Source organism: Acinetobacter sp. S-1 (genome assembly GCF_059579785.1).
Genome location: NZ_CM184207.1, coordinates 2,366,061 through 2,380,319 on the forward strand (window position 1 = coordinate 2,366,061; position 14,259 = coordinate 2,380,319).

Annotated in this window: 11 protein-coding genes; all 11 read right to left on the bottom strand. The window is 35.4% G+C overall.

The annotated features are described in order from the left end of the window. Positions 1-11 precede the first annotated feature (11 nt). The 11 genes from tssM to AC52J8_RS11345 all read right to left on the bottom strand — a co-directional run bounded on the left by tssM (position 12) and on the right by AC52J8_RS11345 (position 14,234). Positions 12-3,833, bottom strand: a complete 3,822-nt coding sequence (gene tssM / locus AC52J8_RS11295) for a type VI secretion system membrane subunit TssM (protein ID WP_496538780.1) — start codon at positions 3,831-3,833, stop codon at positions 12-14. Between the two features lie 30 nt (positions 3,834-3,863). Next, the gene (locus AC52J8_RS11300; RefSeq protein WP_032003318.1) at positions 3,864-5,273 is read right to left on the bottom strand and encodes a hypothetical protein; all 1,410 of its coding nucleotides are present in this window, start codon (positions 5,271-5,273) and stop codon (positions 3,864-3,866) included. Further along, on the bottom strand, positions 5,270-6,268 hold the full coding sequence (tssG, locus tag AC52J8_RS11305; protein WP_086400015.1) for a type VI secretion system baseplate subunit TssG: 999 nt from the start codon (positions 6,266-6,268) through the stop codon (positions 5,270-5,272). The genes AC52J8_RS11300 and tssG overlap by 4 nt, the downstream gene beginning before the upstream one ends. Continuing rightward, positions 6,232-8,043 carry a type VI secretion system baseplate subunit TssF gene (gene tssF / locus AC52J8_RS11310; RefSeq protein WP_045126447.1) on the bottom strand — a complete coding sequence of 604 codons (1,812 nt, stop codon included), beginning with the start codon at positions 8,041-8,043 and terminating at the stop codon, positions 6,232-6,234. Before tssF ends, tssG begins: the two co-directional genes overlap by 37 nt. Before the next feature lie 16 nt (positions 8,044-8,059). Next, on the bottom strand, positions 8,060-8,536 hold the full coding sequence (gene tssE, locus AC52J8_RS11315) for a type VI secretion system baseplate subunit TssE (RefSeq protein WP_002048404.1): 477 nt from the start codon (positions 8,534-8,536) through the stop codon (positions 8,060-8,062). Positions 8,537-8,614: 78 nt separating this feature from the next. After that, on the bottom strand, positions 8,615-9,118 hold the full coding sequence (locus AC52J8_RS11320; protein WP_000653195.1) for an Hcp family type VI secretion system effector: 504 nt from the start codon (positions 9,116-9,118) through the stop codon (positions 8,615-8,617). Between the two features lie 49 nt (positions 9,119-9,167). Then, positions 9,168-10,649 carry a type VI secretion system contractile sheath large subunit gene (gene tssC, locus AC52J8_RS11325; RefSeq protein ID WP_032003316.1) on the bottom strand — a complete coding sequence of 494 codons (1,482 nt, stop codon included), beginning with the start codon at positions 10,647-10,649 and terminating at the stop codon, positions 9,168-9,170. Further along, complete coding sequence (tssB, locus tag AC52J8_RS11330) at positions 10,642-11,145, bottom strand: type VI secretion system contractile sheath small subunit (protein ID WP_005041656.1); 504 nt, start codon at positions 11,143-11,145, stop codon at positions 10,642-10,644. The genes tssC and tssB overlap by 8 nt, the downstream gene beginning before the upstream one ends. 16 nt (positions 11,146-11,161) lie before the next feature. Beyond that, positions 11,162-11,851, bottom strand: a complete 690-nt coding sequence (locus AC52J8_RS11335; RefSeq protein WP_032013146.1) for a hypothetical protein — start codon at positions 11,849-11,851, stop codon at positions 11,162-11,164. 684 nt (positions 11,852-12,535) lie between these two features. Beyond that, positions 12,536-13,441 (bottom strand): tetratricopeptide repeat protein, encoded by a 906-nt coding sequence (locus AC52J8_RS11340; RefSeq protein ID WP_086400016.1) that lies wholly within the window; start codon positions 13,439-13,441, stop codon positions 12,536-12,538. 16 nt (positions 13,442-13,457) lie between these two features. Beyond that, complete coding sequence (locus tag AC52J8_RS11345; protein WP_086400017.1) at positions 13,458-14,234, bottom strand: putative type VI secretion system effector; 777 nt, start codon at positions 14,232-14,234, stop codon at positions 13,458-13,460. Between the last annotated feature and the right edge of the window lie 25 nt (positions 14,235-14,259).

Genomic DNA, 14,259 nt, shown 5'->3' on the forward strand with positions numbered 1-14,259 from the left:
TATTTTCCATGTCATGGTTTAACTCCCGCAGAAGGCTGAGCAAGTGCAGAAACAGGATTTTCAGTTCTTGCTGGAGCAGCTTGAGCTGGTGCTTGCTGAGCAGACACCACACGAGCAGCTTTGTCGGCAGTGACTTTATCAACCAGTTGCATACCTGCATAACCACGGCTTGAACCGATACTGCCTGAATTACTGCTAATTAGACGGAAATTCATTTTTACAAATAATGATGGATCAGTTTTACTACGCCAAAGCATTTCAAATCCGCCATTTTGTTCCTTACGTTGAGCGCTATCAATTAAACGGTTAATACCGTACTCACCTGGCTCATCAAAAATCGTGTGGGTTTGGCCTTGTAAATCTACAGCGGTAATACGAGCACCCGGAATACTGCCTTGGTTTGGCCAAATGAAGTTAACCCATTGCTGAACACCATTTTCATAAGTCATACGCTGACCATCAATATCAACGGTATATGAAAGTAATTGTGGGTTTGGAATTGGGTAAAACTGGAAGTTAGATTGGTTAGTTGCTGGCGCCGCTTGCGCTTGAGCATTCAACTCACCAGTTGCCATACCATTGGCTGGTGCCACATATCTTTGGAAATTCATAACGAATTGAGGATTTAAACTAATACCTAAATCTTTCCAAGTTTTAGACGTTAACGTATAGCCACGACGAATCACAAATGGATCAAGACTTTCTTTTACAAAGCGAGAAATACTACCGTTCTCACCCAAGATTTGACCAATTTCACTACTTGTTGCTTGTAAAGAAGCTGATGAGTTAAATGGATATTTCTTAGCAAGATTTGCTGTAAATGGTTGATAGGCTTGCATTACCCATAATTTATTAATTTCGTCTTGGGTCGGTGTAATTAAACTCTCAAAAGCCTGTGTCAGTGGGCTAACTACTAATTTTTGCAGTAAACGCTGATCAATTTCATTGAAACCAACCGCCATTTTTTCATCTACAATTTTTTGAGTTTGGTTAAATACAGACGTTTGCTCATTTAGGGTCTGTTTGACTAATGTCATCGCATTAGGCCCAATTTCGCCCGCATTTTTAAGCTCATTAAACTTACTACGAACGAGTGCTAAATTTGTCATATATTCATCAAGCAATGACTTACCTTGTTGATCATCACGTTTGCGAACCAACTGGTAGAACATTTGATATTCTTGAGAAATAGCGCCTTGGGCATTGTTTGCCACTTGATTAGCAACTTGCTTGTCATCATGATTTAAAACTTTACGTTTAAACCAGGCAATAAATCCTTTTTGTGGAGCTGCAAGCTCAGCTTGAACAACCGGATTATCCCAATTTGTTTCGACTGCAACTCTTTCAATTAATGTTCTAATTGGAGAGTTTTGTGGTTCACCTAAAACATCAATATTTTTTACTTGCTGAGCAAATTGGCCAGCTTTAGCATAATGAATACCACTTAAGAATTTTCTCCATTCAGCAATGTATTCTTGCTTATAGAGCGCTGTTAGCTGCTTTCTAATTTGCTCTGGACTACCTGAGAAAGTTAAATCATCAGATTGACGACTATTTAACACCCAGTCTTTACTGTCTGTTGGCTTATCTGCAGCTTCCTCAATTGCTTTTTCTACATAGTCATTCCAAGCTTTTTGGGTAAATACGCCTGGTAATGCATAACTACCCAATACAATATTTTTATTTGCCTCACCCACAATCTGACTTACAGTCAGCGCTGGGAAACGCACCGCAGCACGCATTTTTATTTCGTTATAAACGCGATCACGCGCGGGCATCCCTCGAACAACAGAGAGCAATACTTGACGTGTTTGATCAACAATTTGCGAATCTGCTTCCAAAACTGGGAATTGTTTGTCATTTGCTAAGGTCATTGCATACGACAAGATCTGTTCAGCTTCTTGAATCATATCTGCACGTGGCATTTGGCCTTTATTTGCATCTAACCAAGAACGCCAGAAACGCGTAACCTGATCGCTTAGATGACTAGCATCCATATATTGCGGATTGCTCATCATTAAATAAGCTTTTAATGCATTATAAGCATCTTGAGGATTGGTATCTGAAGGTTCCAGATATTGTTGAGATTGAGCAGTTTGCTTGATCTCAACATTCGTATGGTTTGCTTTTAATGTTGCTTCATTATTTTTTACGCGTTGCAAATATTGAGCAATATTTTGCTGCGTCGGTGTTAATACAATCTGCTTAACACCTTTTAAATATTCGGCTTTTAACTTTTCACGAAGCTCATTACCCTGATATAAACCAAAACTAAACTTAAGTGGTCTATTTTCATCAAACTCATCTAACTGCTGTAAACGTCTTTGAAGAATCAATAAAGCTTCTAATTGAGTAGATAGTTGCTGACCAGAGGCTCTTTCTAATTGAACGACTTTATTTAAATCTGCTTGAACTTCACCAATTAATTGCTGGTTATTACGATAAGACCAAACCCATACACCCAAAATAATTGAAACACCCGCTAAAGCACCAATAAATGCAATGTAACGTTGACGTTTTCTGCCCGTATTTACATGCTGCTTAACGAGATCTTTATCTTTTAAAATAACATCTGAGAATAGACCATTTAAGAAATAGCCATGGTTAGCAGTAATTTTTGAATGGTCTTTTAAATCATTTTGAGCAATTTGTGTAAGTTGGAATTCTTGTGCAATTTGTTCAGTCATTGGACTTTCAATTACACCTTCCTGCAAAGCACTAGTGAAGTAAAACCCACGGAAAACAGGTTGAAATTGATATGGGTTATCTTCAAAAAGTGTACCAATAAAGCTCTTTAAAGCTGGTTTTAATGTTTTAAACTCTAATGGGAAAGTCATTACACTTGGTGAGATATTTTGCGAATGACGGCGACTTAAATGAGTCGAACTTACCCCTTTTAGACCATCGTAAAGAATGGTGTAATGTTTTTCGAACAAATCTACTGCGTTATGAGAAGAATTTTGCTCATATGGAAGCGTTGCTCCCCAAGCTTGGTTATATTCTTGAGCTTCATAAAATTCAAAAAACTCAGTAAAACCTGCAATCAAATCCATTTTTGAAAAGACCAAATAAACAGGTACAACCACTTCTAGACGTTCGGTTAGGTCTTGAATACGAGCACGTAAATTTTTAGCAAGCTTTAATGAGTTTTCAGGACTTTGACTAATTAGCTCAGCAATACTAACAATTAGAATCAGACCATTAACTGGTGCTTTAGAACGGTTCTTTTTTAAAATATTTAAGAAACCTAACCACTCAGAATGATCTTCGCTATAAACAGAATAACGACCCGCTGTATCGAGCAAAATACCTTCTGTAGAGAAGAACCAGTCACAATTTCGAGTACCACTTAAGCCAGCTGATACCATTTTCTGATGCGTTTCTTCAAAAGGAAACTTTAAACCAGAGTTATAAATAGCTGAACTTTTACCTGCCGCTGGGTTACCAATAACCATATACCAAGGAAGTTCATATAATGCAGCATTCCCTTTTTTATCACCCAACTTAGATTTACGAATCAGTTGAATTGATTCTTTCATTTGTTGACTAACCAGCTGAAGCTCTTCTTTATCTTTATTTTTGCCATATTCAGCTTGGTTATCTTTTTCGATCGCCTCAGCTAACTCTTCACCTTGGGCAGCATGCTTTCTTCGTTGAATAAGCCAATAGATACCATAAACAATAAGACCCAAAGCATAGGCAGTTGCTAAAGCCCAGAATATATGACGAGGAATTGAAGTATATGAAGACATCAATGCCACGAACAATGACAAGGCGATAATTGCTTTAGGATTCGTGATGTACTGCCACAAGTAGCCTAAAATTGTATGCATTCTATTCTCGTTCTAAGTCCAAAGTTTAAATTAGTTATCCAACACCATCGCATCATCTTCTGAGTTTTCAGTGATACTCTGCACAAACGTATGTGCTGACACCGTATTTTCTCCAAAGACAAAAGGAATGATATGTTCAGGGAAATGCATGCTCAGCATAAAGCCGTAAATATCAGCTAAATGTTGGGTATGCCCTAATGAAGATTTCACATAAATATAGTGATGCGGTTCTACAGGCGTTTGAAGAAAGTGTTGCTGCAATTTCTTCGAAACTTTTATATCGGTCTGATCTGACAAAATCAGTACATAAGGCTCATCACCTTCATGCTGAGGTAAATCATTAAATTCAAAATTATTAAAAAGCTTCGCTGTATCTTGTTGACCCACTACCACTTTCAGTGCTTTAGTCGGTTCTAATTCTTGAATTTTAACTAAAGGATCTGCGAGCAAACAGCTTGCTGCAAATTCAGCAGGAATATAATCTTTAATCATCCAAGATTTTTCATCAATTAGATCTTGATCAATTTCCGAATCAGCCACAACCAAAAAGAACATCTCATGCTCTCTTTTATGGATACCCTTTAATAAATGCATTAACTCTTGGTAAGCCAGTTGCTCTCCAAAAAAATGATATTCAATATGAAGCTTTTGAGCAGGAATACCAATTTCAGTAAAAAATTCTAAAATTAATTCATTACTGTGGTCATCATTCCAGATATGTAATAAATCCTCCGAAAGAAGGATGTGTAGATTTAAGCGATTTAAGCGATAAACTTCTACGATCGGCATTTCTACATCGTCATATTCAGACTCAGGATTTACCCATGCCGGATGCATATGATATTCAAGGGCTTGCTGCGACTCATAAAATAAAGTTGAACGCTTTAAATGCTCAGCTAGAAGATATAGATTTTCTATATTTTGTTCGAGTTGCTGTCTTATTAATGACATCATACGAACTTGTCGTGGAGATGAGTAATCACTCTCCTCATGATTCTCTTCATCAAAATCTTTAATACGGTAAGATAAAAGAGGTAATCCGTAAGAATTTAACAATTGATTATCCAGCTCTGGACTTTTAAAGTTTTGTAGCTGCTCAATAATGCTTTCGTTCTCACCAAAAGCATGTAAAGCAAAAGCAGAATAAATATTGAAATCTAGCTGTTCTAATGGTTGATCAGTTACCGCAGTTTGTTTTGAGTTAACGTCATCTTTATCTTGATTTATTGCTTGCTCTTTTTTGTCTTTATACGTTGTATAAGCGCTATAAATTAACCACGGTGATAAAATCACCAATGTAATTATTGCTGGTAAAACTAAGAAATAAAGGAAAAAATCTCCTTTATCAGGATTATATTGAACATCACGCCAGTAGAAAATAATAATTCCACTAACTACTGAAAAAATAGCAATGAATGAGAGTAATATTTTTTTAATCATATTGTCTCTCCAATAAGGCTATAGCAGGTTTCATGACTATGTACTTTAGGTTGTCGTGATATGAGAAAAGAACCCTGGCCTAACCCACTCTGATTCTTATGAGTGAGACAAATAGGTTGTATTTCTGATTCATCCAAGATAAGCCGTAAATCTATTGATAAAGTTGGACTACACCACGTTTCTACAAGCTTTTTTAGCTTTAGGCTTAACTCTTGATTTGGTAAGAAACCGAGATATTGCTGACGTTTTAATGGTCCAATTTGAATTTCAATTTTTCCATCAATTTGCTGAATGGTTTCCCCACAAAAAGTATTAACACCAAGTAGGCTCGGCTGACTTCCACCTAAAGTTGTTAACTGATCACTCGCTAACTTAAAGGATTCTTGTACAAATTCTTTAATCGTAATTTCATGTTTAAAAATACACGACAGCATCGTTTTTAATGCATGAACTGTATTATTTTGTCCCTGCATTAATCCAGAAAATTCTGCAAAATATTCATCAAGATCGGCTTGTTGATGCTGCGAACGCACATAACCATTCAAAGCATGCAAAATATCTAAATAGTCATTTTTATGTTCTATCTCATATCTAATCGGTAGATTATAAGTAATACTAGAATCTACATATTGAGCAGTAAGCTTATGATTAAATAAGCTTAGAAACTCTTTAGTCTCAGCTCGTTGCTGACGTGGAGCTTGCTTAATCTTATTCGTATACGTATAAGGTAAAGCACCTTGTATACCAGTAAGACCAACAATTAAATTCGTGATATAAATCCGCTCGTCCGTTAATTCTAAATTTTCAATCTCTGTAGCAGGAAAATTTAAATTAAAAGATGTCTCAAACTTAAAATGATCACTCCAAGATGAACTAACTGTACGACTTGAATCGTGCCTTAATAGCCGTGTTGCTTGGATAAACTCAAAAGACTTTGGCTTTGTAAAGAGCTCAGCTGTTACAGAAGAGTCTTGCCACCAACGTTCTGACTGCATTGGTATAACTCCTGCTGAGATGAATAATCCTTAACAACCAAATCAACAAAACTATTAATTTGAACCTTTAAATTAAAAACACGACTTAATAACTGACTAAAAATGTATAGGCTATGACCTCTAAATACGGATGAATCAATTTGTAACTCTGCCTTTACTCCTCTTACAAACATTGGAAATGGCTTTCCATCTACAAGTTTGTGAGTAAGTGAAAATTCCAGATGTTTGATTGATTCAATAATTAGATAATTTTCTTTTGATAAAGGTAAGTTATATAAAGCAAGTAATTCTTTAATATGAGATACCGCATCACCTTTCATTAAAGCTAAACTATTTAATGAAAGGTGTGAAATAACACGCCACTGCTCACTCTGGCTTTGACCAAATTGATAAGGTTTTGTAGGTCTTTTTAAAACAATAGCGCGGCGAGCCAGACTACTATCATTAAGGTTTAATATATTATTAGATTGCCCTAATGCTTCATGCGGCAAGTCACGATTTGAGCATAATAGTTTTGTGCTAATAAAATCCGAACGTGTTGACGAAGGATTTAAATTTTTAGAAATAATTGAATAACCCATTTCGACAAAATTGGGCTGTAGCTTTTGATAGTTCACAGAATAGAAAAAACGTGCGGTGTCAGCATGATAATGACTCATGGCAAAAAAAGGCAACACCGGAACATAGCTTTCTTCTTGACTCGTTTTTTCACGAACCATATTCATTTCAGTAATTGAATACACCTGATAAAACTCAGGATGATGAGCATCTGTAATCAGCGGATATTCTAATTGCTTATGTACAATTTTTTGTGGTTCAGCGTATTTTTCAAATAAATTAATAACTGGTGTAGTAAACAATTTAAAATTAGCGACATTTAATTCCGAATAATTTCGCACTACAGCTTGATCATTTAAATTTAATTTAAAATGTATAAGCAGCTCAAAATTACTATCTTCTAGAGATAAGCGCTTTAAAAAACCTAAATCAAGTTTTAGATAATTAAATTTTTCAGGAAAACAAAAATACTCCATCAGCAAACGATAAGCATGATGAGTATGCTGATCCAGTGGCAACAAACTTTCTTGCTCGGAAAAACCTGTTAACTCAAATGGATTTTCATCTAGTTCAACAATTTTCTGCCCTACTTTAATGGCAAAAGATGTTCCCTTCTTAAAAATACTGTCTAGTACTTGAAGTGGAAAATTAGAAATTGCATCTAAATAAATAGGTAGTTTTTCATTTATTAAACATACATGAGCATGATTAAAAATTTCAAATTTAAAAGTTAAAGTCGCATTTTGACTTAAATGCATATGGGCACTAGGTGTACTTTTGAATTCTAGCGCTTGCAAGCTTATCGGGAGTAATTTGACTTCTTGCGTGGTATTAAACTCACACTGAACGCCTTTAAAACTGCGAGACTTCAAAACTGTGTGTGCAGGAACAATATGCGCTTCTGTGAGCTGTTTTATTTTATTTATATCTTCAAAGCTTATTACTGAACAAGCCGGAAAATGACGTAAGTATTGAGGGAACATCACCTCAAATAAAGAACGTGTAAATACGTCATAACTATCAGCAAGTTTCTTATCAATACGAGCAGAAATTAATGAAAATGCCTGTATAAGACGTTCGATATGCGGGTCATCAATCTGCTCTTGATTTAAAGATAAACGCTGAGCAATTTTCGGATATTTTTGAGCAAATTCACGAGATTGCTGACCAAATTCCTGTAGTTGTTTTTCGTAAAAAGGTAAAAGCTCTTCTATCACAACACACCCACTATGCCTAGGTTCTCGCTGAAATTACATATTGCTGCGTTGTCGGTTTTAACAATGCATCAAAAACGACAGGTTCATACAGTGGATGAATATTTAGATACGCCTGAATGCTTAAACACAATGCCCCCATATTGTGCCCATCCAACAACATCTCTACCCGTATTTGTCTTAACCGAGGTTCATGAGCTGCAATTGACTGTTCAATAGATTGGCAAATCTTGTCACGATCTAGCGGATTGGCTGTAGATAGCCCCACAAAATCAATAATACCGAACTGAAGTATAGATTTTTTAACTAGCGGGTAATCATCAACTACATGATCCAATTTAGCGACTCGACTGTTAAGTAAGTCTTCTAAATCTTTTGCTACCGATTCTCTTAATTGCTGAATAGAAAGACCTTTTGCATAATCTTCACTTTCAGGAATTAAGCGGTCAAACAAAGTTGAACGAAATCCATATGGATAAAGCCGATCTAAATTCATTCGAGTTCACAACAAGCATGCTTAAAGACAGCAGAGGCTAACTTTAAGTCAGCCTCCACCAAATATTCACTTAAACAATTACGCTGCGTAAGAAGCAGTATTGTTAGAAAGTGACCATTTCTTAGTAACAGCACCTTTAGCAGTACCGTTAATATCTTGTTGATTGTAAGTCCATTCAACAGCTGCGTATTTCAAACCAAACGCTTCTGTTGGAACACCTTCTTCATTAACTGTTGGAGTTACACTAGAAACTAGAACATGCTTCAATTTGATTTGTAAGTACTTGATGCGCTTATCACCATTTGCACGGTAGAAGTCAATTTGTACTTCATCAAATGTATAACCAGCTGAACATGCTTCCCATAATTTCGGGCTAGTTGCATCTAGATCTTTAACAAAAACCATATCTGAATGTTCAACACGTTCAGCAGTATGACCACCAACACTACTTGAAGTAGCAGATTTAGGTTGACGAATATTATGAGACCAAGAGTTAACTTCTAACCAGCCTTTGTGCTCAGAGTCACGAGACTCTCCATCAACTTTGTATTTACCGCGAAACTCAACGTATATATCTTTCATTTAGAACTTTCCTATTTGTAATTTAAAGTTATTCTTTCGCTGACCTTTATTAATTTGAGGACTGAGGTAACTCAGTGACAAGTCGTAAAGAAACTGACAACTCGTCCAGCTGGAAGTGTGGTCGCAAGAAAACCACAGATTTGTAGTGACCTGGTTGAGCAGGGTCTTCTACAACTTTTACAGACGCTTCACGTAGAGGGTATTGAGCTTTTGCTTCTTGAGAAGCGCCATCGTCAAGTAATACATACTGTGACAACCACTCATTTAAGAATGCTTCAACATTTCCAGCAGAAGCAAAGCTACCCACTTTATCTCTCATCATTGCTTTTAAATAATGAGCAATGCGTGAAACGGCCATAATGTACTGAATTTGACTCGATAAAGCAGAGTTAGCATTTGCTGTATCATTGTCATATTTTTTAGGTTTTTGAGTTGATTGCGCGCCAAAGAAAGCAGCGTAATCAGTGTTTTTACAATGCACTAAAGGAATAAAGCCTAAATCGCTTAATTCTTTTTCACGGCGATCAGTGATTGCAATTTCGGTTGGGCATTTAAATACCACTTCGCCATCTTGTGTTTTAAAAGTGTGTACAGGCAAGCCTTCGACTAAACCACCACCCTCAACACCACGAATTGCAGCACACCAACCATGCATATCAAATGCATTTGTTAAACGAGTACCGAAAGCATAAGCAGCATTCATCCACAAATATTCATTGTGGTTTGCGCCTGAAACATCTTCAGCAAAGTTGAAGCCTTCAGTAGCTGTTCCTTCCTTTGGATGATAAGGAAGACGACCAAGCACATGTGGCAAGGTTAAAGCAACATAACGAGCATCTTCACTGTCACGGAATGAACGCCATTGTACATATTCAGCTGTTTCAAAGATTTTTGAAACATCTCTAGGACGATCAATATCTGTAAATGACTCTAGACCAAGAATGCTTGGGCTAGCGGCCGAAATAAATGGCGCATGAGCAGCTGCAGCAACATGAGAGATTTGCTCAAGCAAATACATATCAGAAGGCGTACGGTCGAATTCAAAATCACCAATGAGCGCTGAATATGGTGCACCACCAAAAGACCCGTATTCTTCCTCATAGATTTTTTTGAATAAGGTGCTTTGATCGAAGTCTGTAGCGCCCTGGAAATCTTTTACCAACTCTTTCTTAGTCGTATTTAACATACGAATTTTAATAAGAGGGTTAGATGGTGTCTCTTGACAGAAATAATAGAGACCACGCCAAGTTGACTCAATTTTTTGGAATTGTTCATTGTGCATGATCTGACTTAATTGACTTGAAATCAGCGCATCAATTTCTGCAATACGCTTATCAATTGATAAAGTCATATTTTCAGAAACGGTAATTGTTCCTGCCATTACTTCTTTAGCAAGCTCACCGATTAAGCTTTTTGCACGTGAATGTTCTTCTTCATTTCGGGCAATACGACTTTCTTCGACAATCGAGTCTAAGAGATTAACCTGTTCATTTTCAACAAGAGGCATTGCTGCAGATTGAGTATTATTCATGATCAGCCTCCGCACTTAATTTACGAATCTGATCTGTATTTTTAAGAACTTCATCAAGTAAGTCTTCTAAACGTTCACTGTTAGAAATTTTGTTTCTTAAGTCAGTTAAACGCTCACGAGCTTCCACAAGTTTCTTTAATGGATCAACCTGTTGAACAACATTTTCTGGACGAAAATCTTCCATTGACTTAAATGTTAAATCAACAGCGATCTTACCGCCCTCTTCTGTCAACGTATTATCTACCTGAAAAGCAGCTCTTGGAGATAATGACTCCATAACTTCATCAATATTATCTAAATCAACATTAATGAATTTTTTATCTTTTAATTTTGTACGCTCAAGCTCAGATGCAGCCGAAAAATCACCCATCACACCCACAACGAATGGTAGTTCTTTCGCTTCTTTTGCATCACCAATTTCGACATCATATGTAAGCTGAACACGTGGAGGTCGAATTCGCTGAAGCTTCTTTTGTACGCTCTCTCTCTTAGCCATAAGATTCTATTCCGGATTATTTAATTAAAGGGTCAAAAGGCGAACTTTTTGATTTATTAACAGTGGCTGCAGGTGCAGCTTTAGGTTTTACTGTAGTCGTCTTTGCTGGGCTTGATACTCGTTTATTTGACGTTCTAGAAGTACTCGCTTTATTACGCGTTACATACTGTTTTTTATAACTTCTTTTTTCGTTATCATCTGAGCTACTTTCTGAACTAGCTTTAAAGCTCGATGGGTCCGGGGCAGGCATGGCAGTATGAATATTTTCAATTAACTGCTTTGCAGGAGGATAAGTCACATCATTGCTTAAATATCTCAGTTCCTGAGTACGCATTTGCTGTAAAGAGTTATTTGCAATGCTCACACCGGATAAAAACAAGACATCTGTTATTAATGAACCGCGTATATTTTGACTTTGCAATTGACTTGCTAAATTCAATGCTTTAACTGGTTGATTGGTTTGATAAAACCGCATAGCAGCTTTAGCTAATAAATCATTTTTTTGAGTTGCATTATCGCTATCACAAACTTGTTTAAAAATATTCAATAGCTCAGGATCATTTTGACCTTCTGCTAGAGGGTTCTTCTTAATACAACTTTTTTTAAGTTTTACAGGCTCTAGTTCTGCTGCTTGAGCATATGATAGACCGATAATGTTTCCAGTCAAAAAAAGTATCAAAATACTTCGTTTCAACACAACTTTCATTCCTCTGTTTTCTTATTTATTCAAGGCTTTACCGAAAAGTTAATATTCTTAAAACATTAAAAAATCAGTCTAAAAACCTTATATTCAAAAAATTTAGGCACAGTTTATCATATAAACAAACATATTTTATATAAAAATCATATCAACTTAAACTAAAAGTAAATAGTTAAGATGCTTATAAAATATAGCTTAATAAAGTTATTCTTATAAAAACATAATATTGTTATTTTTTGTAATTAAAAATAAATTATTGAATTTTAACAATTAAATAAAAATTAAAACTAAACTAAAAATTATCATAAATATCACTTAGTTAAGATTTATGAAACATTTTCTTAAAAAGATTTTAGTTGATTTAAAAAATAAACAAATTAAATGATTGTAAAAGATACATTTCAAATTTATGAAAGTAGAAACTCAAAATTAATAAAAATAAAATTGTCAAGACTAATCGGTCTATTTAGTATATTTTTCATTTCACTTTGTGAGAGCAAGTAGAACCAATAAAGCCCATAGATTTGTAAATAACCATCTTTGCTTTAGGGTCAAGCTCTTGCATAACCCAAAACCATATTCGATATCAAGAAAATTAAAATATTTGACTTTATATTTTTTAAGGATATTGCGATTTTTAAGTTTGGAAAGGCTCTTCTATTCAAAAGAGCCTTTTATTTAAGTATAAATTTAGATTTTAGACTTCCAATAATTAGCTTTCTCAGGATTATATTTAGGGTTTCTATCATTTGAATAGATATCAACCAACAATTGTATGGCAGCTTTATTCTGTGCATTAGCTGCTTTTTCTGCATACTCAATTGATTTTGAAAAATTCTGCTCTACACCATTACCGTCAAAATACTTAAGAGCAAGGTTATATTGCCCTAATACAGACCCATTATTAGCTGCTTTTTCAAACCATTTTTTTGCAAGCACAGGGTCTTTTGCAACCCCATCTCCATTTTCATAAGCTAAACCGATATTGTTTTGTGACTCAACATCCCCCTGATTGGCTGCCTTTAATGCCCACTCAAAAGCCTTTTTGTGGTCTTTAGTTACACCTTCACCGTTGTATAAAAGACCCGCAACTATTACCTGTGATTGTAATAAGCCCAATTCTGCAGATTGACTAAAATACTTAAAAGCTTTCGCTTTATCTTTTGTTATACCTAATCCTTTATAATATGAAACGCCTAAATTATGTATAGCTGAAGGATTACCTTTCTTAGCCCCCTCTTCAAACCACTTTAATGCTTTTAAATCATCTTTTTTTATTAAATCATTACCATTCCGATAAATTAATCCTAATTGTAACATGGCATTAGAAGAACCGAGTTTTGCAGATTTTTCAAATAATTCGAATGCCTTCTTCTGGCTAAATTCAACACCTTCACCTGTTGCATACATAGAACCCAACACAAACAATGCTTCAGGATCATTCGCCTTCACAGCCTTTTCCAGATCATGTTTAGACTTGTATTCAGACACATCTTTATAATCTTTAGTCAAAGTTCCGTGAGTGTGTTCTTCTTTGTCTTGAGTGCATGCAGATGTGAATAATATTAAGGTAATGACAAACAATCTAAGCTTCATTAATTAACCTTTTACTTCAAAAATTTTTCTTATCAAAATAATCTTCTGGATAAGGATCTTGGCCTTTTAAATTTTTTCTATACTTCATTACACTAATCTGAACACCATCATCAGTTAAAAAATCATTATAAAAATCCTGCTCTTTAGGATTTTCAAAACCTAATTTTTCAAATATTTGTTCAGATAAATTGCCAAAATTCTCGTATGATTTTCGAAAACTAAAATAATTTATGAATGCAGAAAATGAAACTGAAATAAAAAATGTTATAAGCACTGCCTCAAAGAAGAATATTATACTCTCACCAGAATAATCAGAAGAAGAGATAAAACTAAATATAAGTATCACCATGAACAAGCCAAATGACAGAGCACTAAAAAAACAAGTCTGCATCATAATAGCTCTATATCCCATTTTTACTGAACGACCCATTTCATAGATCATATACAATAGACCTGATTTAGGATCAACAATTGCATAAACTTGATGACGTCCATCAATAGTTTTTTCGCTAATTACAACAATCAATTCGTCATTTTCTTCAAAACGTGCTGTCGTAAATTGCCCTACTAATGGATACTTATCTATTTCACCTATAAAAGTTATACCATCTTTTGCTTTTCCAGCCATTAATAAAATAGGTGAGCTTGTAAGTAAGGAGCTGCTTCCAGCAAGTACACCTGCAAAAGCGGTACCTGCTGCGATGCCGCCCACATCCTGATTTACAGGTATTTTAGATTTGGCTTTATCTAGAGAATGGATTGGGCCCTGAACCAGTTGAAGATGTAATTTCAAAATCTTTACCTTTAAATAACCTTTT

What these genes read in the sequence shown, in the direction of transcription:
- tssM (WP_496538780.1), bottom strand. Translation starts at nt 3,833, where the DNA reads ATGCATACAATTTTAGGCTACTTGTGGCAGTACATCACGAATCCTAAA.
- tssC (WP_032003316.1), bottom strand. Translation starts at nt 10,649, where the DNA reads ATGAATAATACTCAATCTGCAGCAATGCCTCTTGTTGAAAATGAACAG.
- tssB (WP_005041656.1), bottom strand. Translation starts at nt 11,145, where the DNA reads ATGGCTAAGAGAGAGAGCGTACAAAAGAAGCTTCAGCGAATTCGACCT.
- AC52J8_RS11300 (WP_032003318.1), bottom strand. Translation starts at nt 5,273, where the DNA reads ATGATTAAAAAAATATTACTCTCATTCATTGCTATTTTTTCAGTAGTT.
- AC52J8_RS11335 (WP_032013146.1), bottom strand. Translation starts at nt 11,851, where the DNA reads ATGAAAGTTGTGTTGAAACGAAGTATTTTGATACTTTTTTTGACTGGA.
- AC52J8_RS11320 (WP_000653195.1), bottom strand. Translation starts at nt 9,118, where the DNA reads ATGAAAGATATATACGTTGAGTTTCGCGGTAAATACAAAGTTGATGGA.
- tssE (WP_002048404.1), bottom strand. Translation starts at nt 8,536, where the DNA reads ATGAATTTAGATCGGCTTTATCCATATGGATTTCGTTCAACTTTGTTT.
- AC52J8_RS11340 (WP_086400016.1), bottom strand. Translation starts at nt 13,441, where the DNA reads ATGAAGCTTAGATTGTTTGTCATTACCTTAATATTATTCACATCTGCA.
- tssG (WP_086400015.1), bottom strand. Translation starts at nt 6,268, where the DNA reads ATGCAGTCAGAACGTTGGTGGCAAGACTCTTCTGTAACAGCTGAGCTC.